Source organism: Paenibacillus nanensis (genome assembly GCF_003583765.1).
GTDB lineage: Bacteria > Bacillota > Bacilli > Paenibacillales > Paenibacillaceae > Pristimantibacillus > Pristimantibacillus nanensis.
Genome location: NZ_QXQA01000015.1, coordinates 96,897 through 123,066, shown reverse-complemented (window position 1 = coordinate 123,066; position 26,170 = coordinate 96,897). Strand labels below are relative to the sequence as shown.

General features: G+C 51.5%; 19 protein-coding genes. 15 read left to right on the top strand and 4 right to left on the bottom strand.

The genetic code is table 11. The annotated features are described in order from the left end of the window. Nucleotides 1-10: 10 nt before the first annotated feature. Complete coding sequence (locus D3P08_RS20805) at nucleotides 11-2,485, bottom strand: FAD-dependent oxidoreductase (protein WP_119602044.1); 2,475 nt, start codon at nucleotides 2,483-2,485, stop codon at nucleotides 11-13. 2 nt (nucleotides 2,486-2,487) lie between these two features. Beyond that, entirely contained in the window at nucleotides 2,488-2,772 is a 285-nt protein-coding gene (locus tag D3P08_RS20800) for an ArsR/SmtB family transcription factor (RefSeq protein WP_119602043.1), read from the bottom strand. Between the two features lie 232 nt (nucleotides 2,773-3,004). Here D3P08_RS20800 and D3P08_RS20795 point away from each other — a divergent pair, with 232 nt between their 5' ends. From D3P08_RS20795 to D3P08_RS20740, 12 genes are all read left to right on the top strand, one after another. Next, nucleotides 3,005-4,543, top strand: coding sequence for a malate:quinone oxidoreductase (locus D3P08_RS20795; protein ID WP_119602042.1), 1,539 nt, complete (start codon nucleotides 3,005-3,007; stop codon nucleotides 4,541-4,543). Nucleotides 4,544-4,628: 85 nt separating this feature from the next. After that, the gene (locus tag D3P08_RS20790) at nucleotides 4,629-5,420 is read left to right on the top strand and encodes an alpha/beta hydrolase (protein WP_119602041.1); all 792 of its coding nucleotides are present in this window, start codon (nucleotides 4,629-4,631) and stop codon (nucleotides 5,418-5,420) included. Nucleotides 5,421-5,458: 38 nt separating this feature from the next. Then, the gene (locus D3P08_RS20785) at nucleotides 5,459-6,031 is read left to right on the top strand and encodes an HAD-IIIA family hydrolase (RefSeq protein ID WP_119602040.1); all 573 of its coding nucleotides are present in this window, start codon (nucleotides 5,459-5,461) and stop codon (nucleotides 6,029-6,031) included. A gap of 50 nt (nucleotides 6,032-6,081) precedes the next feature. Then, on the top strand, nucleotides 6,082-7,644 hold the full coding sequence (locus tag D3P08_RS20780) for an ABC transporter substrate-binding protein (RefSeq protein WP_240647680.1): 1,563 nt from the start codon (nucleotides 6,082-6,084) through the stop codon (nucleotides 7,642-7,644). A gap of 3 nt (nucleotides 7,645-7,647) precedes the next feature. Then, on the top strand, nucleotides 7,648-9,168 hold the full coding sequence (locus tag D3P08_RS20775) for a response regulator (RefSeq protein ID WP_119602039.1): 1,521 nt from the start codon (nucleotides 7,648-7,650) through the stop codon (nucleotides 9,166-9,168). Next, entirely contained in the window at nucleotides 9,165-10,925 is a 1,761-nt protein-coding gene (locus D3P08_RS20770) for a sensor histidine kinase (protein WP_119602038.1), read from the top strand. The genes D3P08_RS20775 and D3P08_RS20770 overlap by 4 nt, the downstream gene beginning before the upstream one ends. Nucleotides 10,926-11,131: 206 nt before the next feature. Then, a complete protein-coding gene (locus D3P08_RS20765; RefSeq protein ID WP_119602037.1) occupies nucleotides 11,132-12,028 on the top strand; it encodes an AraC family transcriptional regulator in 897 nt (298 codons plus the stop codon). 244 nt (nucleotides 12,029-12,272) lie between these two features. Next, nucleotides 12,273-19,274: a LamG-like jellyroll fold domain-containing protein gene (locus D3P08_RS20760; RefSeq protein ID WP_119602036.1), complete on the top strand. Its 7,002-nt coding sequence runs from the start codon at nucleotides 12,273-12,275 to the stop codon at nucleotides 19,272-19,274. A gap of 146 nt (nucleotides 19,275-19,420) precedes the next feature. Continuing rightward, entirely contained in the window at nucleotides 19,421-19,744 is a 324-nt protein-coding gene (locus tag D3P08_RS20755; RefSeq protein WP_338068732.1) for a PadR family transcriptional regulator, read from the top strand. Between the two features lie 12 nt (nucleotides 19,745-19,756). Next, nucleotides 19,757-20,401 (top strand): hypothetical protein, encoded by a 645-nt coding sequence (locus tag D3P08_RS20750; protein ID WP_119602034.1) that lies wholly within the window; start codon nucleotides 19,757-19,759, stop codon nucleotides 20,399-20,401. A gap of 23 nt (nucleotides 20,402-20,424) precedes the next feature. Then, complete coding sequence (locus tag D3P08_RS20745; RefSeq protein ID WP_119602033.1) at nucleotides 20,425-21,045, top strand: DedA family protein; 621 nt, start codon at nucleotides 20,425-20,427, stop codon at nucleotides 21,043-21,045. A 95-nt stretch (nucleotides 21,046-21,140) separates the two neighbouring features. Further along, the gene (locus D3P08_RS20740; RefSeq protein ID WP_119602032.1) at nucleotides 21,141-21,449 is read left to right on the top strand and encodes a hypothetical protein; all 309 of its coding nucleotides are present in this window, start codon (nucleotides 21,141-21,143) and stop codon (nucleotides 21,447-21,449) included. Between the two features lie 57 nt (nucleotides 21,450-21,506). On the opposite strand, the gene D3P08_RS20735 is transcribed toward D3P08_RS20740, so the two are convergent. Then, entirely contained in the window at nucleotides 21,507-22,103 is a 597-nt protein-coding gene (locus tag D3P08_RS20735) for a TetR/AcrR family transcriptional regulator (protein ID WP_119602031.1), read from the bottom strand. A gap of 130 nt (nucleotides 22,104-22,233) precedes the next feature. Between D3P08_RS20735 and D3P08_RS20730 the strand changes: the two genes are divergently transcribed. Further along, nucleotides 22,234-22,884 (top strand): peroxiredoxin-like family protein, encoded by a 651-nt coding sequence (locus tag D3P08_RS20730; protein ID WP_119602030.1) that lies wholly within the window; start codon nucleotides 22,234-22,236, stop codon nucleotides 22,882-22,884. A 66-nt stretch (nucleotides 22,885-22,950) separates the two neighbouring features. Further along, nucleotides 22,951-23,526, top strand: a complete 576-nt coding sequence (locus D3P08_RS20725) for a histidine phosphatase family protein (RefSeq protein WP_119602029.1) — start codon at nucleotides 22,951-22,953, stop codon at nucleotides 23,524-23,526. Between the two features lie 165 nt (nucleotides 23,527-23,691). On the opposite strand, the gene D3P08_RS20720 is transcribed toward D3P08_RS20725, so the two are convergent. Then, complete coding sequence (locus D3P08_RS20720) at nucleotides 23,692-24,576, bottom strand: AraC family transcriptional regulator (RefSeq protein ID WP_119602028.1); 885 nt, start codon at nucleotides 24,574-24,576, stop codon at nucleotides 23,692-23,694. Nucleotides 24,577-24,716: 140 nt separating this feature from the next. On the opposite strand from D3P08_RS20720, the gene D3P08_RS20715 reads away from it, so the two are divergent. Then, nucleotides 24,717-26,099 (top strand): MATE family efflux transporter, encoded by a 1,383-nt coding sequence (locus tag D3P08_RS20715; protein WP_240647679.1) that lies wholly within the window; start codon nucleotides 24,717-24,719, stop codon nucleotides 26,097-26,099. Nucleotides 26,100-26,170: the final 71 nt, after the last annotated feature.

Genomic DNA, 26,170 nt, shown 5'->3' with positions numbered 1-26,170 from the left:
GCTTTTTATATTATATAAACAAATTAATGCCGGATTGATCAGCTTTGCCGAGGTAATAACCAACGCCGCCTATTTTTACGCCGTCGATCAGCTCTTCTTTTTGTATGCCCATCACATCCATCGACATTTGGCAGGCGACAACCTCCACTCCTTGATCAATGGCGGATGCGATTAATTCCTCGAGGGAGGAGATGTTTTTACCCTTCATCACGCCGCGAATCATCTTAGCGCCCATACCCAGCATGTTCATCTTCGAAAGCGTAAGCTTCTTGCTGCCGCGCGGCATCATCATCCCGAACATGCGGCCGATAAATGTTTTCGCGACCGGAACCTTCTCCGGCTTTCTAATGACGTTCAAGCCCCAGAATGTAAAAAACATCGACACTTTTTTCCCGCTTGCCGCCGCTCCATTGGCGATAATGAAAGAGGCGATAGCTTTATCAAGATCGCCGCTGAACACAACCATCGAGCTGCCGTCGGAAGGAGGAGAAGCGGGCAGCGGAGCGGAAGGCGATTGAGGAACGCCTTTTCTTACATACGCTTCAATCATGCCGTTTTCCGCCTTGCCGACCTGGATCGCCTCGTTGCCGGACATGCGGGCCCATGCCTGAATGTCTTCGTAAAATCCCGGGTCGGATGCCGTTGCGCGCAATACTTGTCCATCCTCCAGCCGCTCCATTTTTTGTTTGACCTCGATAAGAGGACCCGGACAGGATAAGCCGCAAGCGTCCAATACGGCATCGGCATGGATGATCCGTTCTTGCTGCTCGGCTGCCGCTGCCGTCTGCTGCTGATGCGCCGTAACGGGTGATGCTTGGGCCGGCGATTTGCGCGCACCCGGTTGATAAGTCGCTATTTTATACGTTTTATAACCTCCGGCTAGATTGCGAACGCGAAACCCTTTCTGCTGCAGGATGCGAGAAGCGGTGTAGCCGCGCAATCCCACCTGGCAGTAAACCCAAATTTCCTTGCCTGGATCAAGTTCATGCAGGCGGTCTCGCAGCTCATCTACAGGGATGAGGATAGAGCCCGGAATGTGGCCGTTCTTATGCTCGATTTCGGAACGGACGTCAACGAGCGTCACCTTTTCGGGATCGATTGCTTTTAGATCCTCCGGCATGTAAACCTTCGTTCTGCCTGCAAGGATGTTCTCCGCCGTATACCCGGCCATATTGACAGGATCCTTGGCAGAGGAGTAGGGCGGCGCATACGTTAGCTCCAGCTCCGTCAAATCGTTCACCGTGCCGCGAAGCCGTATTACAGTCGCGATATCGTCCATTCGCTTGTCCACACCGTCTGGACCGACGGCCTGCGCGCCCAAGATGACGCCGGCGTGATCAAAAATCAGCTTTATGGTTAGGGGAACAGCACCCGGATAATAAGAGGCATGCGAGCTTGGATGCACGTAGGTGACGTGGTAAGGAATACCCAGCTGCTTCAGCGTTTTTTCGTTATTGCCGGTAGCGGCGCCTGTCAGCCCAAACACCTTGATGATCGACGTTCCTTGCGAGCCTTTGTACGTCGTTCCTAATCCGCAAATATTGTCCGCTGCGATACGTCCTTGTTTGTTAGCCGGGCCTGCAAGAGGGATTGCCGTCTTGCGGCCGCTTACGAAATCGGTTACTTCTATCGCGTCGCCGACGGCATACACGCCATCCAGATTGGTCTCCAGCCTTTCATTTACAACGATATGGCCTTTTGAAGTGAGCGCAAGTCCGCTGTCCTTTAAAAAGTCGGTGTCCGGCGTTACGCCGATCGCCAGCAAGACCATATCGGTCGTCAAAACCGTTCCGCTGGCCAGCTCAACCTGGATTTGATCACCGGTTTCCTTAAAGGCTTGCGCGCTGTCTGAAAATAGGAGGTTGACGCCATGGTCTTCCAGCTCTTTCGCAAGAACGTTGGACATCTCGGGGTCAAAAGGCGCGAGCAGCTGCCCGCCGGATTGCACCAATGTCACAACAAGACCGATTTCCTTCAGATTTTCGGCCATTTCCACGCCGATGAATCCGCCGCCTATCACGACCGTAGACTTTGCGCGCAAGTCGGTGACTTGATTTTTTATACGGTCTGTATCGGCCAAATTGCGTAATGTAAATATTTTCGTGCTTTCAATGCCTGGAAGAGCAGGGCGAATAGGCCGTGCCCCCGGCGACAAAATCAGATTGTCGTAACTCTCCTCATAAACGCCGCGCTCTTTGCTATTTACCCGCACGGTTTTGGAGACGGGGTCAACCCTAATCACTTCACTATTCGTACGGATGTCGAGGTTAAAGCGCTTGTGCATCGCTTCAGGCGTCTGTACGAGCAGCTTCGAGCGGTCCTTGATGGAATCTCCGATATAGTAGGGCAAGCCGCAATTGGCAAACGAAATGTGCTCATCTCTTTCAAACATGACAATATGCGCTTCCTCATCCAATCGGCGCAGCCTTGCGGCTGCCGAAGCGCCGCCGGCGACACCGCCCACGATTAACACTTTTTTGCTCATTCTTATTCCTCCCCGAAGAAAACCTTTATAATTTCTTTCACTCTCTCGTCGGCAATGGTGTAGTTGACTTCGAGTCCGTTGCGCTCCGTCGTGACGATTCCGAAATGACGGAGCTTCTGTAGATGCTGGGATACCGTAGACTGCGGCAGGTCGAGGCATTCCTGCATATAGCCAACGTTGCAGCGGCCCTTTTGGAGCAGTCCCTTCACAATACATAAGCGAACGGGATGTGCCAGCGCCTTTAACATGTCCGATGCTTCGTTGAAACGTTGAAAGTTGTTATCCACGATTGAACACCTCAATTCGATAAACGGTATATTGCAATATTACGATATAACGATCTATAAAGCAAGTTTTGTTATTGGCCTGATAAAAACTATCAATGAGGAATTTATTTAAATCTATAAATAATAGTGATACACTATACAATAAAGGTCATTTTTGATCCAGAAAGATGTGCGCCTATTCAGGAGAAATGGCATCTTTTCTGCAAATCATAAGATATAAGGACGGTTAATAATGAGTAATAAACAAACAAATTCAGACGTAATCTTGATCGGTGCCGGAGTCATGAGCGCAACCTTGGGGACTCTGCTGAAGGAGCTGGTGCCGGACTGGAAAATTACAGTGCTTGAGAAGCTGGCGGCAGCAGGCGAAGAGAGCTCCAACGAGTGGAATAATGCGGGAACGGGGCATTCTGCGTTGTGCGAGCTTAACTATACGGTCGAAAAATCGGATGGAACCGTTGATATCAGCAAAGCGATAAAAATTAACGAACAGTTCCAGCTTTCGAGACAATTTTGGTCTTATCTGGTGGAGAGCAAGCTCATTCGCAATCCTCAGGATTTTATTATGCCATTGCCGCATATGAGTTATGTGCGCGGGGAAGCGAACGTCAAGTTTTTGAAAAACCGTTATGAGGCGATGTCGAGAAGTCCTCTGTTCCAAGGAATGGAGTTTTCTGACGACCCGGCAAAGCTGGCCGAATGGATTCCGCTCATGATGAAAAACCGTAAACACGATGAGCCGATTGCGGCTACGAAAATCGATTCCGGAACCGATGTCAACTTCGGCGCGCTAACGCGAATGCTGTTCGAGCACTTGAAGAGCAAAAACGTTGAAATCAACTACAAACATAGCGTTAACAGCTTGAAGCGCACGAGCGACGGATTATGGAATTTGAAAGTGAAAAACTTGGCTACCGGTTCCGTTGAACAGCATACCGCCAAATTCGTCTTTATTGGGGCGGGGGGCGGAAGCTTGCATTTGCTTCAAAAGTCCGGAATTCCAGAGGGCAGGCATATCGGCGGCTTCCCGGTAAGCGGACTCTTTATGGTGTGCACGAACCCTCAGGTGGTAGAGCAGCATCACGCCAAGGTGTACGGCAAAGCGTCGGTTGGCGCGCCGCCAATGTCCGTGCCGCATCTTGACACAAGATATATCGATAACAAAAAGTCGCTGTTGTTCGGGCCGTTTGCCGGCTTCTCGCCGAAGTTTTTGAAGACGGGCTCCATGTTCGATCTGGTCACTTCGGTCAAACCGGATAATCTCATCACGATGCTGGCAGCAGGCGCCAAAAACATGGCTTTGACCAAATATCTGATTCAGCAGCTCATGCTTTCCAAAGAACAGCGCATGGAAGAATTGCGCGATTTTATCCCGGATGCAAGAAGCGAGGACTGGGATTTGGTCGTGGCAGGACAGCGCGTTCAGGTTATTAAAGACACAGTTGAGGGCGGCAAAGGCACGCTTCAATTCGGCACGGAGGTGGTCAGCGCGGCTGACGGCTCGATCGCCGCATTGCTGGGCGCTTCACCGGGCGCTTCAACGGCCGTCCACGTTATGCTTGAAGTGATTAAAAAATGCTTCCCGCAGCAGCTCAAAGAGTGGGAGCCGAAAATTAAAGAGATGATTCCTTCTTATGGCGTTTCGCTCGTGGAAAATCCGGGGCTTTTCCAGGAGCTGCTTGAGTCTACGGCTCAAACGCTGGGTCTTAACGAGACAGCGTCGTCACAGAAGGCAGGCGAACAGAAGAAAGTCCAACGGACAGTTTCTTAATAAGCGTTGCCAACCAGCAAGAGATACGAGAGCAGTTGCTTAAGCGGCTGCTCTTTGTTTTACACTTTTCGAAAGGAAGATGCTTATGATCCATCGATTGTGGCCGAATGAGGCACCTATGGCCAAGGGCAACGAAAGCGAGGATATACCGAGGTTGGAGCTGTTTCTTGTACCGGATTCCAAACCGACCGGGCTTGTCATCATTTGCCCGGGCGGCGGATATAGAACGCGGGCGGAGCATGAAGCTTATCCCATTGCAAGGTGGTTGAATGAGATTGGCGTTTCGGCAGCCGTTCTGCATTATCGGGTTCATCCGTATGGATACCCGGCGCCGCTGCTGGATGGCAAACGGGCCGTCCGGTATGCCCGTTATTACGCGGGCGAATGGAATGTCGATCCCGGCCGCATCGCGGTAATGGGCTTTTCGGCGGGAGGACATCTCGCCTCGACGGTGGGAACCCATTTCGATGAAGGCGACCCGATGTCCGACGATCCGATCGATCGGCACAGCAGCAGGCCGGATGGACTTATTTTATGCTATCCCGTGATTACCTTCACGGAGCCGTATACGCATGCCGGCTCAAGAGAAGCACAGCTGGGAAGCGAACCGGGGGAGAAGCTTATCCATGCATTATCGAGCGAGCTTCAAGTGAACGCGGATACGCCTCCAACCTTTCTGTGGCATACAGCGGAAGACAACTCCGTTCCTCCGGAGAATAGTCTATTGTTCGCCGGGGCTCTCAGCCGTCATGGCGTGCCCTTTGAGCTTCATATTTTCGAGCAAGGAAAGCACGGTATCGGACTTGCCCCTGAGCTGCCGGATACGGCATGCTGGGCGGATACTTGCAGACGCTGGTTGAAGCGGAGAGGATTTTAATCCTCAGGCTGCATGGATGCAATGAAGGAGGGATCAGGATGCGTGACCATAAACTTCATCTTCAAGCCGTTTTTATTGACCGGGACGGCACAATCGGCGGCAATGGGCATTTTATTCATCCGAAGGATTTTCGCTTATTCGAGGATGCGCAGCTGGCAATCGATCTGCTGAAGGCGGCTGGGCTTCAAGTCTTTGCCTTTACGAATCAATATCGAATTTCCCGGGGTGAAGCAACGATTCAGGAGTTTGAAGAACAATTTATTCGGTTCGGATTCGACCAAGCGTATATTTGTCCGCATGAGCAGGAATGCCAATGCAGAAAGCCGAAGCCGGGCATGTTATTGGACGCGGCGAAGCAGCATCGGCTTGACCTGACAAGATGCGTCGTTATCGGCGATGTTGGCGACACGGATATGCTGGCTGCCCATGCGGTAGGAGCAATTAAAATATTGGTAAAAACAGGATGGGGCGAAGCTTCCTTAACGACGTATAGACATAAATGGGAAGAAGCTCAACCTGATTACATAGCTGAAAATATACTGGACGCGGCAAAGTGGCTGTTAGGAATGGAAGATTCATATAGTGGAAGCCGGCTCAATCCTGTACAATGATGCTGTACGAGACCGTACGTATATTTGCCGGAAAGGGGCGCCCGAACGTAATGAAACCCGCAGGCTGGATGAGAAAAACGGCACTCCTAACGATAATACTTACGCTCTTCCTGTCCGCTTGCTCGGAACAGGCGCCAAACGCTGCGTTTACCAATGAAGCGGAAGATGAAGCTGCTGACGATATTATAGAATTGAAAGGGCTTACAATGGGGTCGGAGCCGGCAGGAGGGATGGAGACGTTCTACAAGCAGCTTGATGCGCTCACGGAGCGCGACTTGGGTCTGCGAATCCGGTTCGACTTTGTGCCGTGGGGCGATGAAAAAAATCAAATCAGCCGGGCCATAGCAGCCAAAGAATACGATCTGTATGTGGGAGGCGCGTGGTCTGACTATATTACGTTCGCCGCCAAAAATGCGTTTGCCGACCTTTCGCCTTACCTGCATGCCGTGCCGGAGCTGGTCGAGCATTACGAAGGGGTTTTGGATGAAATTTTAATCAATGGCAAGCTATATGGAATCCCTCAATATTTTAAGCCTGGCGGCGGGAGCGAGGGAATGCTCTACCGGGAAGATCTGCGAAAGCAGTGGGGACTGCCTGAAATCGTAAATCTGGCAACCGCCGAACAGTATATTTATAAAGCGAAAGAAGTTTACCCGGATGCGCCAATGATCAACGATAAGCGGTTCGCCGATAATCTGTGGACGCTGATCGCCGGATCCAAATATCATACGCTGGTAAAAGGGTATGCCGTGGCGGCTGTCGATGAGCCTTATATGGCAGTCAGCATGTACGACACCCCTGAGTATCGTCAGGTTCTGGAATATGCCAACAAATGGTTTAAGGACGGCGTCGTTGATCCGAACATTTTGGCCGCGCAAGGCAATTCGACCAGCGAAACGCTGGAGCTTATGAAGCGGGACAAAAAACCGATTGAATTCAACAATCATTTCGGCGCAGTAAGCATCGGTTACATAAGCGTGCTGAAAGAAACGCATCCCGACTTTGAATACGGCTGGTTCGATTATTACTTGCACAACGTTCCTAGCTACATGCCCTATCATTCCCTTGACAGAACCAGCGTGATCTCGGTCGGCGCTCATTCGAAGCATGTCGAGAAGGCGCTTCGGCTGATCGCCAAGGCGCATACCGACCAAACTTACTACAATCTGCTCCAGTATGGGGTTGAAGGCGAGCATTATAAAATCGACAGTGAAAACCGCATTTACTACGAGGGCATCCCTGCTGAAAACCGAAAGCCGGGCTGGACGGGGCTTAATGACGACACGATGAACATGCGAGCCAAACATCCGGGGGAGTGGCAGGAAATTCACGACCGCCTGCAGGCCGAAGGGAAAAGACTGGCTCAGTCGGGGGGCGAAAGCCCATATCGCGGATTCGTGTTCGATAACGCTGCCGTAACGGAGGAGCTCGCCAATTTGGAGAAGGTAAGGTCGCGTTATATCCAACCGCTAGCCGTTGGGATCGCTGATGACATTGACACCGAATGGAACAACGCTAGGGCTCAGCTTCGCGGCGCGGGGATGGATACATTCCTGCATGAGCTGCAGCAGCAGCTGGATGCTTTTGCCGAATCGCGATCGGGGGGAGGTTAGCGGATGAGAATACTTGTTGCCGATGATGACGATTATACGCGGGAAGGTCTCATCGAAGCCATCGACTGGTCGGACTATGGGATTGCACAGGTATACCAGGCACGAGATGGAGAAGAGGCGCTTCGTTTGGCGACGGTCCATCAGCCGGATATCGTATTAACCGATATTCGGATGCCGCGATTAAACGGAATCGAATTCGCGGAGAAGCTGGCTGTAGCGTCGCCTGACAGCAAGCTGTTATTTATGAGCGGTTATATGGAAGTCGATTATCTGAAAAGCGCGATTAAGCTGTCTGCCGTCGATTATATCGAGAAGCCGATCCGAATCCCGGAGCTGGAAAAGGCGATTCAAAAAACGGTAACCGCGATCCGTCAACTGAAGCTTCAAGATGAGCTAAACGGTCAGAAGCTTGAACTAGAGAAGTTCAAGCTAGCCAACATGCTGCGAACGAAAACCGGTCATGATGAGGAGATTAAGCGGTTATGCGAAGTGGCCGGGTTTCCAGCCGCCAATAGACAATATAGGGGGATGGCGATCCAGTTCGGAAAAGGGAGCAAGACCGAACGGGATCGGTTGACGGAGATTCACGATGTCTGGAAGCAGCAAGGGTTTCCGTCAATCGCTGAGCGGCTGGACACGAGAACTCTGCTCATCGTTACGGCATTCCAGCGTCAGGAAGAGGAACGGATCGCTTCGTTAGCTGCTGCGATGCTGCGGCAATTTCCCGATTTGACGATCGGGATTGGAGACCTGTCTGTAACGGGGTTAGACGGAGTTGCCGATAGCTGCAGATCAGCGCTTTCCGCCTTGCAGCATTCCTTTTACCGGCCTGAGCTTCGTTTGTTTTCGTCAGATCGGACGAAATCCGCGACCGCGGCGGTTCGTTCGGATGTTTTTGTAGAGTTTTCCCATTACTTGAAGAAGGAGCCGGAGAAGCTTTCGGCATGGGTCGATGCATTCTGCGACGAGCTGATCCGGGATGCGACTCTTAGCAGAGACAGCGTCCAATCGATGTTCGCGTCCTTCGCGCAAGCTATGCTTAGAGAGAAGAACGGAATATTAATCGGCTTTCATCAAATCTATCAGGCTCAGGACGCGAAGGACGTGATCGAACAAGCCGATTCGATCGAGGAAATTCGCCTGTTCATGCTTGAACTCTGCAGAGCTTATCAGGAGGAAGTCCAGAAGGCATCGCCTTATTCCCGAACGGTGCGCTCCGTCATGGACTATATTGCTTCCCATTACGGCGACGCGGATTTGGACATTCAGAGGATTGCCGACCAGCTACATATGTCTGCCGCCCATCTCGGAGCTTTGTTCAAGCAGGAGACAGGAACAACGATTAAACAATACATCAGCGATTACCGGTTAGAGCTTGCGAAGAAGCTGGTTCGGAACGAGCATTTCAAAATGAATGAAGTGGCTGAAAGATGCGGGTACGCAAGCGCAAGCTACTTTGCGAAGGTATTCAAGGCTGCTACCGACATGACCCCGGTTGAATATAGGAAGCTGACATCCGGATGAGGCTGGCGAAACGAATCAGAGATCTGTCCTTACGGAAAAAGCTGATTGTGCTATTGGCGGCAGTTGGCATTGGGCCTCTCGTCTTTACGTTTTTTTTGTCATATGGGGAGCTTCGCGATTCCGTGGTTAGCAATCAGCAATTCGCTGCTGATCAGAGCTTCACGCAATCGCTCTCGATGCTGTCCAGCAAATTTTCGCATATTGAAGAGATTTCTTCGATGATTATGATCGACGAAAAGCTAAATGACGTCTTCTCGAGAGATCCGGAGAGCATGGCCGTATGGGAGCAGCTAGCAGAGTTCGAGCACATTACCGAATACACGAACATTTTGCAAAATCATTCCGAGTACGACGGTATTGTATATTACATTGACGGACGGTTCGTTGTAACGGCCGAGGACGCGAAGATGTATCGCCCTCTCGACAGCGTCCAGAACGAGTCTTGGGCACAAAACGTGTTAAACGGCGGCGGGGAGTCCGTATGGGTGCTCGTTCGCGAAACGGACGAACGTGCGGTTTCCCACACCTACTTAACGCTTGGGAGAATATTATGGAACAGCGATAATTACTCGGAGCCGGTCGGCATCGTCACGATTCGAATGAACCCGGACATGCTCCGGCAGTACTTAACCGCTTCTATCCTGGATCAATTGGTTTATTTGGAGACCGACGGCGGGGAGCTCGTTGTGAGCAACCGGGAAGATAAGCTGGCATCCATGCGGCTGCCGCTTGATGTAGGGCAATCGAGCGAATTCGCTGAGATTTCGCTTCCATCCGGCGATTATTTGGCAAGAAGCATTCGAGTCGGCACGTCGAATCTTTATCTTCGTTCCGTCATATCGCAGCAAGCGTTATCGGAAGACATTAACGCCATTCGCAACCAGATGCTGGTAACGTATCTGTTGATCAGCGTTCTGCTGCTGCTCGTTATTTATCCGGTAACGCGCTCCATCACCTCCCGGATTTTCCTTCTGATGAACAAAATGATTCAAGTCCGACAAGGCAGGCTGAATACACTGGACATCGAGCCTCGGGAGGATGAGGTCGGACACTTGGTTTCCAGCTATAACTATATGATTAATAGCGTTAGGGAACTGATGAAGGAACAATTTAAGCTAGGCCAAGAAAAGCTTGGCGCGGAATTGAAGGCGCTGCAATCGCAAATCAACCCTCATTTTCTATACAATACGCTGGACATGATCGTATGGATGGCCAAGAAAGACGAGCGCCGCAACATTCAAGAGGTGATCTACGCGCTTTCGGATTACTACAAGCTTATTCTCGGTAAAGGCGAGGATTATGTCTCCGTTGAACACGAGCTGCTCTTATGTAAGCACTACATGGAGATTCAGCAAAAACGGTACAAAGGGCGAATCGCCTTCACCATCGATGTGGAAGAGGAAGCAAAGGCTTGTCTTCTGCCTAAAATTACGCTGCAGCCGCTTGTCGAAAACGCGATTGTCCATGGCATTTTGGAGAGCGACACCGGCAGCGGAACGATCATGATCAATGGAAAAATTATGAATGAACGCTTGAGAATTACGGTTGAAGACGATGGTCCCGGCATGAAGGAAGGCGGCGAACGCAGACGGCCTACTTATCAAGGAAGCGGGTACGGAACCAAAAATATCGAAAAGCGGCTTGAGCTTTACTTCGGAGAACCGAATGCTATCCGATTTGGAGACAAGCAGGGCGGACCAGGCGCGTGCGTTACGATTGATGTGCCTGCTGCGACGGTGATGCCGAAGATTACGTAAGCTCGCGGCAGCCGATCTATAATGGCCGAAGGGACAGCGATTATTCGCTGTCTTTTTTCGTTCCATTCGTTGGAATGAAAATGGCCGGACGATTTTCTTTTCTTTTCATTAAAAATTGCTAGCAATCTTGCAAAAGTGCGATAGGCTGATGAGAACCGCATTGCTACGATAAAGATAGACTTTTGATTGCAGCGGGGGGATGGATCATGAAACGGATGTTTGATGCGGTCGTCTTTGGAGGCGCAAAGCTGTTCTGGGATTACCGGCTTCACAATACCGGCCAATATAAGGGATATCAGCATTGGCATCAATGCTGTGAGGTTTTGTACGTACACGAAGGGACGGGACATGTCGTCATTGGCGGCCACACATTCCCGCTGCGGCGCGGCATGCTGTTTTTCTTTCAGCCTTATCAGCTGCATCATGTGTATGCGGATGTTAGCCCGGAGCAGCCCTACACGCGTACCATTTTCCATTTCGAACCACAGTTTATCGAATCTATGCTCCAGCCTTTCCCCAAACGCGGCCATCTATTTACGGCGCTTCTGCGCGGTTCTCGGCAATTGCAGGCAATCGACTTGTCTTCATCCGAAGCTGCTGTCGAACGCATTTACGACGATTATCACCATACAAGGAAGGATGAGAAAGCCGAAGACCCGGAGGAAATCGCGATGATGGTTCTTAGGCTGCTTGACGTTATCCTATCAAGCACTCCTTCCTATGCGAAGCTGTCCTATAAGGCTGAACGGCAATCGACGGGATATATCCAAGCAGCGATGCAATGGATCGATGAACACTATCACGAATCGTTCCATCTTGACGATCTTGCCGAAGCCATGCATTTGTCCAAGTTTTATTTGTCGAAGCTGTTCCATGAAGGAACGGGCAGCACGCTCAAGGAGTATGTCATTGCGAAACGTATCAGACAGGCATGCAGGCTGCTTGAGACAACGACAAAATCGGTCGAGATGGTCGGGCACGAGGTGGGCATTCCGAATCCGTCTTACTTCGTGCAATTGTTCAAGCAGGAGGTCGGCACGACACCGCTCAAGTACCGGACAAGATTTCAGCAATCGTTTAAAAAGCAGGAAGAAGCTAGGTAGCATTTCGTGTGTAGACGACAGTGCCAATAATTTAACATTTTTAAGCACGGTATTACCATTTTTACAGTCGTTCTCTCGGTAGAATTAGGGGCAACGGCAAAAAAGAATACCGTTCAGCTTGCGAGGAGGCCGTTACAAAATTCATGTTATACGATTTGCGGTTAATGGGGGTGAATGGCACGACAAATTGAAAGCGATTCCAATCAATCTGTTTCCATCGTATTGACAAACGGGAGGGGAAGGAATGTCGTATCGCTTGAATAAGTTTTTCAACAAAGCAGGGAAAGCGCGGAACTATGCGGGAAAGGTATTTATCAGCTTCTTAGCGGCTTCAATGATTATACAAACGGCCGGGGTGATGCCGGGCGCGGCCGTTCATGCGGCGGAAGAGACTGCGGCTAAAGACGGTGTATTGGACAAAATCATTTTCGGCAGAGCAGACTCTGAGATGGAGCATCAATTCGAAGGCGAATTGACGAGCGTCATCACCGGGCTCTTCGGTGAGCCGGCGCGGGTTTCGAATCCGCGTATTCCTGCTGAGGGGCAAGGCGGAGACCTGACGTTCACGATGAAGGTCGATCCGTATCTTCGCAACTATTTTACGTTAAAATTTTCGGGGGAAGAGTCATCCTCCGTGACGATGGTCAACATTAGCGGCGAGCAAGTCGGCTATGTCAGCAACGGAGATTACGATGCGATAAACAAAGGCTGGATGCTTCCGAACCGATTTTTATACAATACGATTCTGCTTCCGCTGGAATCCACTTACGGAAAAGAAACCGTCGAGATTACGTTGAAATCGTTTAACCCGTGGGGGAATATGACATCCAGCTCGCGGGGCTACTATAGCGCCTACACCCACACGCAGGCTTATATCGACGTCGACGGAGAAAAACAAGGCTATAAAATGAAACCCGGCCAAACGCCGGATACGATGGTCGTGCCGGATATGTCGGAAGCGGAGAAGCAGGCGCTGGTCGACACTTACGTAAGAGACCATGTCAACCTGTTCAACTCCTTGTCGGCTAAAGTGGACGGCAGCGCCGGCGGCAAAATGTCGATTATCCGTTATCAAGACGAGCTGATGTTTTACGCCAGCGCTCTGAAGTACAGCTGGTCGCCGGCGAAGACGCCGGAGGAGAAGCGGGCGGCGCTTCAGCGCATTTTCAAAACGATCGACAACCATGTCAAGGATTATTACGGCAATACGAGGCTGGTGCTGCGCGGCGGGCATCAAGGCGACTGGGGCGGCTATTATGGCGCGCTCGGAGAAGCGCTGTACATTGCGGAAAGCATCATCCATGACGATACGATCTATGGGGAAGACGCGTTTAACGCGTTTCTGGATGAGCCGTTCGTGACGGGGACGACTGAAGGCGAGTTCTCGCTCGCAGGCGTCGATTGGAACGGCGGAGAACTGACGCGCCGCGAGGCGTGGGAACGGGTGCTGAAGGCGAATTTCGATTTTGCCCGCGCGCGGCTTTCGTATATTTATAACCAAGTCTACTACACGTATGTAGGCGCTTGGGAAGCGCACGAGGGCTTGCGGCTGATCGGCTCAAGCTTCTATGAAGGCCGGGAGCGCAGCCGGCAAATGTTGCTGGAAGCCTTAGGGATCTCTCCCTTCCTAGGCGAAGAAGTGCTGGTCGGTCCGAACGGGGAAGAGCTGGATTTGTACCATTCATTGTTCTTGCACGATGGAACGGCTGTCTTCACGGACGATTTCACTCATATTGTCGGCAAAGGACTCGCGAAGAGCAAGCTGGACGCCAATGGTGAAGTCGTGAGAAGGCTGCCTTACGGCATGCATTATACCGGCCTGACGGAGGCGGGGCTGACGAGGGAGAACGGTTATGTCGCGAACTATGGCGAAGCCGCAAATTACCTTGTTACTTATTACTATAAAACGTTAGGTCATGCCGGGGACGAGGCGATGAATGACGAAATATTGAAAGCGGCGCTGCGATCGATCCATGCTCGCGGATTTGTCCGTTATTCGGATCTCGACAGCGAGGGAAGAAGGCTGGTAAGAACGGAAGCCGTAACCGACGAGCGGAACAGCGGGCTGCCGGGCTTCGCCGCATATGGCGCAAGAATCGGTCTTGGCATGGGCTTACAGTTCGCTTCGCTCGAGATGGCGATGGCTGAACGTGAGGAGCGCTACAGCGGTCCCGAATGGGACGACTATTGGCAGTACGCGCGGGAAGCGGTCGGCTTCGTACAGCAGCAGCTAGCGGATCGCCAGCTCATGCAAACGAAGGACTTCGGGCATCGAGGAACGATGAGCGGTCCTGACTACCGGCTCGCGGAGACGTATCATTATGTGACGGAAGGGCGGGCGGACTACGACCGATTTGCCGGCAGCGTTATGGCAGGCGTCGTACTCCCGCAGACGGATTTCGATTATTACAAGCCGGAAGAAATTGCCGCGCTAGGCGTCGATCCGGAAGATTACGAGCAGCTGGCTTTTGCAGACGTCGACAATTTGTATGTGTCGGTTAGAGACGGCGACTTCCGTATGTTCGGCTCGATGTTTTACAAGAACCGGGGGATGGCCGGCAACGGGCGGCTTCATGTCGTGAAGGATCAATATGATCATATCGTCCAGGTCGCCACCAATAACATTTTCCGTTATGAGGATTATTACTTGCGCGCGAGCAATATCGATTGGGACTTCCAGTCGGATCGCGCGACCAACTGGAGCGGGGCGCCGCAGGCGCTGGCCGGCGAACCGTCTCCGATTTCGTACCAGCCGGGTGTCGGCGAGGTGAACCGCGAAAATTTCGAAGCGGATACGCCTTATTCCGGTTATCCGGAGCTGAGTACGTCGAGATACGGCCAATATTTCATGATTTTTAACACGACTCGGGATGTATACGGAAACGAACGGACTTACGAAGTGGAATTGCCGGCGGACTTTGCGGGCAGCGAAGTGCTTGATCTTGTATCCGGCGAGCAGATTCCGGTTGTGGACGGCAAGGTGACCATCACGTCCAAAACGGCGATGGTCCTGAAGCTGACCTCGGCTATCGAGCTTGCGCCCAAGCCTTCTCACGTAGATTTCGTGCATGCGGTTGCCGGTAACGGCTACGCCGGCGTCTCCTGGAAGATGACATCCGGCGGAGCGTCGTACACAATTAAACGGTCCGAAACGGAGGACGGCGAATATGAGACGATAGCCGCTGGCATAACCGGCCATTATTACAAGGACTCTTCAGTCCAAAATGGTAAAACGTATTATTATAAAGTGTCTGCCGTGAATGAACATGGCGAAGGATGGGAGTCCTGGCGCGCCAAGGTCGAGCTGCCGGAGCCGGCATCCGGCAATGCCGATGCGGCGGCTTGGCGGGATGACCGGATCGGCGGCACATCGGGCAGCGCGGTTATCGACGGATCGACGATCGCGATCCGAGATGTCAATGGAAACGGCCTTGGCGAAGGGAAAGATTATATCGTTAGCGAGCGGGATATCACCGATTCGATCCATTATGTGAATCGGACCGCAACCGGCAGCAGCGCGATTAGCGCGAGGATCGACAGCGCGTCCGGCGAGGCAAGCGGACTTCTGCTGAGGGACCGGCTTTCGGCCGATAAGGCGCGCTATATTTACTTTGGCGCGGACGACGGCGGCAAACTGGTTCTGCAGACCCGAACCCGTAACTCCTTCCATCATTGGTGGGAGGTTGCGGCAAGTCCATACCGTGCCGGCATGGATGACTATTCCGCAGCCGAGTATCCGTACGTGAAGCTGATGCGGGATCATGATTCGCAGACCGTATACGCCTTCGTCTCCAAGGATGGCGCCGATTGGATCTACGTCGCGAAAGTGTCCGGGTTACTGACCTATGCGTACTACATTGGCGTAGCCGCGTCCGATTCGGCGCAGTTCAGCGAAGTAGCGGTGGAGGCCATTGCGAGCGGCAGCCTGTCACCCTATGCCGCGAAGCAAAAGGACGAAGTGACGCTGTATTGGAACAAGCCGAAGCAAGCTTCTTGGTTCCATGTATACCGCACTTATGACGAGGAAGCCAGCCGTTATGATCCGGTATTTAAGCCCGGCACTTCCGAATTGGCGGACGGCTCGCCCTGGGAAGAGGCGGCTTCGTGGTTAAGAGCGACATCATATAAGGAGTCGGGCTTCCGTTATGGAAGCGTATATTATAAAGTGCTGGCTGTTCATGGAGACGGCTCGCTGCAGCCGTTCTCGGAGACGGTGTCCGTGCATGCGGACCCGATCGAAGCGGTTATGGAGGATGCGGAAGGCTTGCCGGCCGCTGACTACACGAAATTGAGTTATTATTTGTTCCGTCAGGAGCTGAACCGGATTAAAGAGGAAATGGCGAAGCCTGATGCCAATGAGGAAGGGCTCATTGTTGCCGTTTATGAAGCGAAGGAAACGCTCGTATCGGTCCGTACGCTGCTGACGAAAGTTCAGGTGGAGCCTTCGATGGCCAGAGCTTCCGAGAAATTTTGGGGGAATGACGCCATTTCCGAGGAACAAAACGCCTGGTTCTTGTTCGATGAAAACCCGGATACGATAGCCCATAACCGCTCCTTCGTCAGCTGGGTCGACGTTGACTTTGGCGAAGATAATAAAAAAGTTATCGATACGTTCCGCTACCTGCCTCGAAGGACGCATGTAAGCCGAATTAACGGAACGCTCTTTAAAGGCTCGAATGACGGAGAACATTGGACGGATCTGTATAAAATTCCGAGCACATCCGCGTATGATTGGTACGCTGCGCCTAATCCCGATAAGACGCCATACCGGTATATCCGCATATATGACGACCATAACGGCTTTGTCAACTTTGAGGAAATCGAGCTGTTAGAAATTCCGACCGACAAGACGCTGCTCGGACACTTGCTGGCTGAAGCGTCGGCAGCGGCCGAGGCCGGCGTCTATACGGAGGAGTCCTTGCAGGCTCTCGAACAAGAAGCGGATGCCGCAAGGACGTTGTTCCACGACGCAAAAGCTACGCAAGCCGAAACGGATGCCGCAGACAGCAGCCTGATTGAAGCGCTCGAAAAATTGGTCTACATCGAAGGGGTGCCGGTGCTTAAACCGATCGCGGATCAATCCGTCATTGCGGATCATACGCTGACTTTCCGGATCGAAGCGGTGAACGCAACCGATGCCGAATTTCTGGTGCAGGATATGCCTGCCGGGGCGACGTTCGATTCCGGAACCCGCACCTTCAGCTGGACACCGGCGAAAGAACAAGGCGGCGTATACACCGTCACCTTTACGGTTTCTGCCGGCGGGCTGTCTTCGTCCAGAAAAGTCAAAATGACGGTCATAGGGCAACCGATTATCGGTTCCGACACCGCGGTGGACGTAACGGCGAAGACGCCTTTCACCTATGAGATTAATGCATCGGAGCCATCGGGCGCTGCGCTGGTCTATAGTGTAGAGAACTTGCCCGCAGGGGCAGGATTTGATGCAGAGAACGGTATTTTTACATGGGTTCCGAAGCAATCTGACTTTGGCGAGCACCCGGTGACGTTCACGGTGAGCAACGGAAGCTTCGCTGTTCGTCAGACCGTCAAGATGAATGTCCGTCTGCAGCTTCTGCCTGCGGCGGATTATACGAAAGGCAGCCACTACTTATACATGAAGGAAGCCTTGCGGATCGAAGCGGAGATGAAGGAGCCTGGAGCAGATAAGACGCTGCTGGCGGCACAGCTCGATCTTGCGGAGAAGCTGCTTGTTCATGTCTCGCTTTATAAGTTCGAAGGAAGTGTAGACAATGCGATCGGCACGAAGCATGGCGTCATCGAGGGGCTTGGACGATACGCGGAAGGGAAGCTAGGCCAGGCCATCCAATTGGACGGCACAAGCCACTACATTGCTTTGCCGCTGACACATCCGCTGGCTGCTTCCGATTCCATTACGATTGCAGCTTGGGTGAATTGGAAGGGCGGCAATCAGTGGCAGCGCATCTTCGATTTCGGCAATAACACGAATCAATATTTGTTCCTGACGCCGAGGTCGGGCTCGAATACCCTCCGGTTTGCCATGAAGAACGGAGGCGGCGAACAGATGGTCGAAACGTCGCAAATGCCTGCGAACGGATGGGTGCACGTCGCTGTAACCCTAGGCGGCGGTTCGGCTAAGCTGTATGTGAACGGCGTGCTCAAAGCCGAGAACAATAAGGTGACGATCAAGCCGAGCGATTTCCGCCCAAGCGTGAATTACATCGGCAAGAGCATGTGGGCGGCGGACCCGCTGTTCGGCGGCATGGTGGACGAATTCCGCATTTATAATTACGCATTAACCGCCGCGGACATTCAGTCGGCCATGAACGATGCGTCCGAAGAGTGGCGGGATAACACGTTAATTCCGGTACTGCTGGAAGAAGCCGGGGCCGTAGAATCCGACCTGTATACCGAGGAGAGCATGGAGCAACTTCAACGCGCGGCAACGGAAGCCCAATTTGTATTCGGCAATCCAGAGGCTTCGCAGGAAGAGCTAGATGCAGCTGCCGCAGGTTTGCTCAACGCACTGCATGGATTGCGGGAGGCGAATCTAACGGCAGCGACCGATCCTGTTATTCCAAACGGTAACAACGGATGGTACACATCACCTGTTACTGTTACATTGTCTCCGGCAGCAAGAGCGGCGTATAGTTTAGACGGCGGCAACACCTGGATCGCTTACGTTTCGCCAATACAGTTGAACGAAGAAGGAACGCATCAGCTGCTTTATCGTCGCGCCGGTCTTGCAGGCGATTCAAACAGCCTAGAGGTTAAGGTAGATCGGAATGCACCGGTCGTCACCATCAATGGAGAGCCTGCATACACGATCGATCAGGATATTAGGATGACGTGTACGGCCTCCGATGCCGGGTCAGGAATAATGGGAACGCCATGCAACGAGCCTATCCTGCAAGGAAAAGCCTATACGCTTGAGCCTGGCGAGCATACGGTTTCAGTAACAGCGGAAGATCAGTCGGGTCTTCTTACGACTGTTCGCCATACGTTCTCTGTCATTTCAACCTACGACACTCTGAAGGCTCTGGCGACTCGTTTCCTGCAGGAGACAGGGGATAAAGCGTGGGAGGCTGCAGCAAAGTCGTATAGCAAAAAGCTTGATCATGCAAAAGAAAAGGCTGAAAGCGGCAAGCTCGATGCCGCAAAGGGAATCATGGACGGATTTATTCATCAAGTGAGAGATCACGCCGGGAAGTTCGTTACGGAGGAACAAGCGGAAATCATCATTCGTTGGGCTCAAGCGGTTCAATAATAAAATCGTTTTTGGAAGGCCGGTTGCAAGGCAGCCGGCCTTCTTTTTTATTTATAAATGCTTCACAATGAAAAGTATATTGCAATGTTAAGTACTTTGGTTTATGATAACCATGTACTCAATATTATTTAGTAATTCATTTTGGGGTGAAGACATTGAATGCGGAGATGCTGAAAGGAACGATAGATCTTCTTATTTTGTCCGTGCTGAAGGACAGCGATAACTATGGTTATGAGATTTCGAAAGCCATTAAAGAACGAACGGACGGGAGATTTGAGATCCAGGAAGCGACATTGTATCTATCGTTGAAACGTTTGGAGAAGCAAGGGGCGGTATCCGCCTATTGGGGAGATCAAAGCCACGGAGGGCGGCGCAAATATTATACGATGACGGATAGCGGCCGCGAGCTTCTGCAGCAAGTTGTGGCCGACTGGAAGAATACGGCCGAAATCGTGAACCGATTCATTTAGGGAGGAGAAAACATGAACATTTTGATACGTAAAATTTTCAGCTTCGCGGAGCTAAGATACGGAATATTGCTGCTGCTGTCTATCGCCATTTGCGCCGTGACCTTTTCTATCGATGAATATTGGAACCCCGAAGATCAACTGTGGCTTTCCATTATGTATTATGTTTCATTCGCTGTAGCGACTCTATGGTGCGGCTTTAACTATGTCGGACATATTCGGCTGAACAGCGTCTATCAGAAGCAGCACGATATTGGCGCATATGTGGAGCAATTGGCAATAAGCGGGGAGGACAAACTGGAGCTCCGCAATTATTTGGAGGATTACGCAGCAGACCTCGAACAACGAGGAATGACAAGCGAGGAAGCGGCCAAGGAAGCGATAAACCAATTCAAGATTAAAGAATTTCTTACCATGTCCAAACATACGGCGCCGTTCGAAACGCATGGTCATCACTATTTGCTGGGATATGCGTTTCTGATGCTGGCGGCGGCCATCGTATTGACCGTTGCCGGTCATTACATCGAATCGCTTTCGCTGCCTATGGCGATCGCCACAACCGTGCTCACCGTATACGGGCTATGCTTAGGAGCTTTGTTCGTATGCTATAAAGTGTTCGATCGGTTTCTGTACCAGAAGCTTAAAAACTTCTTTTTATAAAATAATAAGCGGAGGAGTTAAAAATGGAACAATGGATTACGGAAATTATGGATGCTTACGGTTACCTCGGAATTTTATTGCTGATTGCTTTGGAAAATTTATTCCCGCCTATTCCTTCGGAGGTAATTTTAACCTTTGGCGGATTTATGACGACAACGACCGATTTGACGATATGGGGCGTTATCTTATTTGCGACCGCCGGCTCGGTTATCGGAGCGATTTGTTTATATGGCATCGGCAGACTGCTGTCGGCGGAACGACTGGAATCCATTGTGGTTCGTTACGGGAAAGTGCTGCGCCTAAAGCCGGAGGATATTCAGAAAGCGCAGGCTTGGTTCGACAAATACGGGGCGTGGGCTGTGTTCTTAGGCAGGCTGATCCCGCTCGTCCGCAGCTTGATTTCCATCCCGGCGGGCAGCGCAAAAATGAATCTGCTTCCGTTCTTTATCCTCACGACAATAGGGTCGCTCATTTGGAACATCGCCCTTGTTTACGTCGGCGCCGCCGTCGGCAGCTCTTGGGATACGATCGTTCACTATATGGATATCTATTCGAACATCGTTTACGTACTATTGGCGATGTGCATGGCGGCAATAGGATTTCTCTATATTCGCAAACGGCTGGTCAAAAATAACGGGCATTAATCCGGGTTCGGCATATAGCGGCAATTTGACTGGCGTCCGTATTTTTTGTTTAATTAGGGGAGCTATGTGGAGAACGTTATATTGGAGGCAGCTCAATGAGTCAACGCTATCGCATTACGCGGGAATTTCAAGAACATTTGTTAGAGAAGGCCATCTCCCTAGAGGAGTGCAAAGCTTATTTTGAATCCAAGCCTGATTTTATGTATTCTCCGGTGTTTACCGTAACGGGGAACGGCACGACGATGACGATCGACGGCGATTTCTTCATGTGGAGCTACGGGGAGCTAAAGATTCCTTTCCGCCATTATATGGGGGACGTATACGTAGCCGTGTCGAACGAAGCCGTTATTCCTAAAATGATTGAAGTTGCGAGTGAGTTGCGGGCTGACCTGACCGAGGGATAAGCAAAGTAAATTCTACGTGAACTGCACGATAAGGAGCCGCGCCCGCCGCGCGGCTCCTTATTGGCGACTGCAGAACTGCCGCAAATAGGAGGAGAAGGTAGCGGTGTTCATCCGCATATGCCTGTTGTCCCCCTCTAGCTTACTTAACATGATTCCGCCCTCCAATAAAGACAAGGCAAAAGAAGCTAACGAGTCCGCGTCCACATCCCTTCCGAACTCGCCCGAATGTATGCCTTCCTGAATGATCCGCTTCATCCAATCCAGCGCTCCCGTCATGCTCCGATACGCTCTTTGACGCAGCTCCGGATTCGTGTCGTCGCATTCCACGGCCGTATTCTGCAGAGGACATCCGCCTGGAAACGGGGGATGATGAACTACATCCTCGTATACTTTAAAAAAGGCTAGCAATCGTCCGGATGCGGATTCTTCCTGTTCGACTGCGCGAGTAAAAGCGGAGCCGACAATTCCGGCCGCGTAATCGAAGCCTTCTAACGCGATTTCCTCTTTGCTTCCGAAATGGCGGTACAAGCCGCCTTTTTTAATGCCGGTGGCGGCAATAATATCATTCATCGACGAGCCGGAGTAGCCTTGGCGATTAAAGAGCTCGGCCGATTTTTCGATGATATGCTGCTTGGTTCGTTCCCCTTTTTTCATAGAGGTCTCCTTTTTCACGTTTGTTTGCTTTCTCATTATAACAAGATTTTCAAGTAATGGTTGCCATATGTTGGATATCTGGTATGATAAAAGATACCGAAAGGTATCTTTTTGTGGGGAGAGATGCATGATGGCCATCTATAAACAGTTAGAAGAGGCGAAAAAGTCTTTTACAGCGCGCGTGTCTGAAAAGGGGCAAACGAATGTTTTTCGGCATATCGAGGAGCAGAAGGCAAGTAGCGGGTTTGGTTTAAAGGCGGGGGATATAGCGCCTCATTTTTCGTTACCAAACGCACTCGGGAAATCCGTCACTCTGCACGACGAGCTTCGAAAAGGTCCCGTTATTTTGATCTTCTACCGGGGAGCTTGGTGTCCGTACTGTAATATTCAGCTTCGAGCCTTTCAAAATCTGCTGCAGGACTTTCATGACCGCGGCTGCCAGCTCATCGCCGTCTCTCCTCAAAGCCCGGATCATACCCTTTCGCAAGCTGAAAAAGAAGGACTTGCCTATCACGTGCTCAGCGATTCGAACGGGCGCGCGGCTGAAAGCTATAACCTATTATTTGAATTGCCGGATTACCTGCAAATGACCTTTACCCAAGAATTTAGGCTCGACCTGACGGAATTCAATCAATCGGAGCGATGGGTGCTGCCTGTTCCGGCGACTTACATCATCGATCAAGAGGGGATCGTCCGATACGCGTCGGTAGATCCGGATTTTATGAGGAGGGCGGAACCGCAGGACGTCTTGAAAGAGTTAGACCGGCTGTCGTTTGCTTGAAACTTTTTCCATTGCGCAGCGTCTAAAGAGGTGAAGTCAAGTCCACAATGCAAGGAGACTTGTGAATTGAAAACGATCTACATGGTACGCCACGGCGAATCTCCCTACTCTGAAGGGACTGAACGGACAAGAGGATTAACGCCAAAAGGAATGCTGGACGCTCAAAAGGTAACAGAAATACTGAAGGATGAAGGGATCGAGGCGATCATTTCGAGTCCTTATACGAGAGCTGTCTTAACGCTTGAAGGGTTAGCGAAGCATTTAAACGTCGAGATTGAAACCTATGAGGAGCTTCGAGAAAGGCACTTCGGGGACGATCATGCCCCCATGAGGGATGACGACTTTATGAAGGCATTCGAACAAAGCTTCTTGGATTTTGATTTCTCATTGCCGGGAGGAGAATCGAACAAGGCTTGCCAAGCACGGGCTGTCGCCGTCCTCATGAAAATCCTGCATGAAAATCAAGGCGAAAAGATTGCGATCGGCACGCACGGCAATGTCATGACGCTCATGATGAACCATTTCTGCTCGGATTACGGCTGGGAGTTTCTGAATCAAACAACGAAACCCGATATATATAAAATGCAATTTGATAACGAGCTCGGTTTAATAGAAGTGACGAGATTATGGCCTATTGGATGAATCTTTTTCAAGTTAACATAATGAAAATTATGTATTCGTTTTCCGATTTTAATCTGCAGCCTGCAAATAAAAGGAGTCCGGAACAATGCCGGACTCCATTATTTTTGCGTAATTGATGATGCTCAACGATTGCATCGAGAATAGGTGCTGTTCGCGCTTCATCTATCAGCTTGCCGTAAAACGCTGACGGTACTGGCGCGGCGACATCCCCTCATAACGGGTAAAGCAGGTTGCGAAGTAGGCCGATTGATTGAAGCCCACTTCTTCGGCGACGCGCGAGATGGACAGGTCCGTCTGCAGAAGCAGCATCTTCGCTTGTTGGATGCGGAAGCGCAGCAAATAATCGAACGGCGAGCAGCCGAATTCGCGCTTCATGCAGCGGGCGATGTAGACGGGGTGAAAGTTGATGCTTTCACCAAGCGACTGCGCTGTAATGTCCTCCCGGTAATGCTGGCGTAAATACGATGCGGCTTTCTCCGCGCATGCAAGCGCAGGCGTCGGCGAACGGGCCTCGACGGAGGCGGAGATCAAATCGACAACCTCCTGAAAGACAAGCTGCTGCTTCCATCGCACGCCATGTATATGGTCGTTGATGCTCATCTGCGCGAGTTGGATAAGCTTGCTTTCCAGCAGCGTCAGGTTGGCCGGTTTGGCGAATTGCGGCAGCCGCTTCACGAACGTTCGCGGAGCGAATTGTTCGGCAGCCGGGATCGGCTCCGCCGAGTCGCTCAGCTGCATGGGCGTCAGAGGAGTCTCGACGCAGACCCAGTCGCCCAACGTGCGAAAGTGAGCCCAATAATACTCCGTATCCTCCTCGCATGCTCTCGTCGAATAATGCTCCGCATCCGGCCTCAGAATGAGCATGTGACCTGCGCGAACCTCGTATTGCCGGTCTTCCTCTCCCATGTACAGGCAGCCTTTCATGACGACGATCAAATCGAAGACGCCAATCGCTTTCCGGCTGGGATGACGGTGCCCGGGAGGCATCGTATAGTGACCGCCGATTATGTAATGGGGGAGCGGCGGTATCGTTAACTCGATCAGGCTCAAGACAATCCCTCCACGACAGGTTTATATGTTGAAAGTTTCGGTTGAAAAATTGAACCAACTTTTTCAGTATACCATCTATAATGCAAGAAGAAATAGAGCGGACGGCAGCCGTGCGCATTCATGCATTGGAGGATGGGAACTTGACAGAAAAAGCTAAAAAGCTGACGCTATGGGCGCTTGCATGGCCTATATTTATCGAGTTGTTTCTGCAGTTTTTGCTGGGAGCCGCGGATACGCTGATGGTCAGCCGCATATCCGACGACGCAGTTGCGGTGGTTGGATTTTCAAATCAATTATTTTCGGCCGTCACGACGCTGTTCGTAACGGTGGCGAGCGGAGCGGGCATTCTCATCGCGCAGAAGCTTGGCGCCCGGAAAAGCGAAGACGCCAGAACGATCGGCATCATGTCGCTGACGGTCAGCTGTACCATTGGTCTTGCGCTCAGCGTTGTGCTCTATCTGTTCCCGAAGCAGATTTCGTCTTGGCTGCAGCTGCCGGATGAGCTTCTTCCGCTCGCCGAGACGTATGTCTCCATCGTTGGCGGGGGAATGGTGCTAGTAGCGGTCATGTCAGCGCTCAGCACGGCTATTCGCAATACCGGCAACACGAAGGGGCCGATGTTTATAGCGATCGGGATGAACGTTGTGCACGTCGTAATGAATTACGGGTTTATTTTTGGGGAGCTTGGTTTTCCGGAATGGGGCTTGAAAGGGGTCGCTTTATCGACCGTCATCAGCCGGCTGTTAGCGGTGCTCGTGCTGCTGTTTATGTTCCTGCACGCGTTCGTGCGTCCTATCCGGCTCCGCGACCTGAAGCAATTCGACCGGGGATTGTTCGGTGAAATTATGCGCATCGGCTGGCCGCTTGGGGTGAATATGTCCTGCTGGGTATTTTCTCAGATGGCAATCTACGCGTACATCGCAATGATCGGATCTTCCGAGCTTGCGGCCCGCACGTATATGAACACATTGGAATCCTTCTGTTTCATGCTTGGTTATTCGATCGCTCTCGCGCTTCAGATCCAAATTGCCCATCTGTTCGGAGCAGGGCGAATGCGTGAGGCTTACAAAACGGCGTATCGCGCGCTCGGGATCGGTCTTAGCATCGTTATCGTCAATGCCGCGATTATTTATATGATCGGTAAACCGGTTTTGGGACTGTTCACAAAGGACGAAGCCATCATTGCGTTCGGCGTATCCTTGCTTGGCCTCAATATTTTGCTTCAGCCCGGCAAAATGCTTAATATGGCGATTCAGAATGCCTTGAATGCTGTCGGGGATACCCGGTTTACCATGTGGATTTCGCTTGGCTCGCTTTCAATTATCGCCTCAGGGGTCTCGTATTGGCTCGGCATCGGACTCGGCTGGGGGCTGACCGGCATCTATATTGCGATGATCCTGGACGAATATGTTCGCGGGACGCTGGCCCTGATCCGGTGGCGGGGACGCAAGAAGCTGCGTGAAGCAGCTGGCGAGATGTCGGAGGGGAACGTTTCCGCAAGCGGTATTCGATTAGAAGCATGAGATTTGCAAATCGCCGAGAAACCCGCGTCTCACTAATGACGCGGGTTTCTTTTTTTTAAATCTTAAAAGTT

Bases quoted from the DNA above. Each gene is read 5' to 3' on its own strand.
- D3P08_RS20805 (WP_119602044.1), bottom strand. From the start codon at position 2,485: ATGAGCAAAAAAGTGTTAATCGTGGGCGGTGTCGCCGGCGGCGCTTCG.
- D3P08_RS20795 (WP_119602042.1), top strand. From the start codon at position 3,005: ATGAGTAATAAACAAACAAATTCAGACGTAATCTTGATCGGTGCCGGA.
- D3P08_RS20790 (WP_119602041.1), top strand. From the start codon at position 4,629: ATGATCCATCGATTGTGGCCGAATGAGGCACCTATGGCCAAGGGCAAC.
- D3P08_RS20785 (WP_119602040.1), top strand. From the start codon at position 5,459: ATGCGTGACCATAAACTTCATCTTCAAGCCGTTTTTATTGACCGGGAC.
- D3P08_RS20780 (WP_240647680.1), top strand. From the start codon at position 6,082: ATGAAACCCGCAGGCTGGATGAGAAAAACGGCACTCCTAACGATAATA.
- D3P08_RS20775 (WP_119602039.1), top strand. From the start codon at position 7,648: ATGAGAATACTTGTTGCCGATGATGACGATTATACGCGGGAAGGTCTC.
- D3P08_RS20770 (WP_119602038.1), top strand. From the start codon at position 9,165: ATGAGGCTGGCGAAACGAATCAGAGATCTGTCCTTACGGAAAAAGCTG.
- D3P08_RS20765 (WP_119602037.1), top strand. From the start codon at position 11,132: ATGAAACGGATGTTTGATGCGGTCGTCTTTGGAGGCGCAAAGCTGTTC.
- D3P08_RS20760 (WP_119602036.1), top strand. From the start codon at position 12,273: ATGTCGTATCGCTTGAATAAGTTTTTCAACAAAGCAGGGAAAGCGCGG.
- D3P08_RS20750 (WP_119602034.1), top strand. From the start codon at position 19,757: ATGAACATTTTGATACGTAAAATTTTCAGCTTCGCGGAGCTAAGATAC.
- D3P08_RS20745 (WP_119602033.1), top strand. From the start codon at position 20,425: ATGGAACAATGGATTACGGAAATTATGGATGCTTACGGTTACCTCGGA.
- D3P08_RS20740 (WP_119602032.1), top strand. From the start codon at position 21,141: ATGAGTCAACGCTATCGCATTACGCGGGAATTTCAAGAACATTTGTTA.
- D3P08_RS20735 (WP_119602031.1), bottom strand. From the start codon at position 22,103: ATGAAAAAAGGGGAACGAACCAAGCAGCATATCATCGAAAAATCGGCC.
- D3P08_RS20730 (WP_119602030.1), top strand. From the start codon at position 22,234: ATGGCCATCTATAAACAGTTAGAAGAGGCGAAAAAGTCTTTTACAGCG.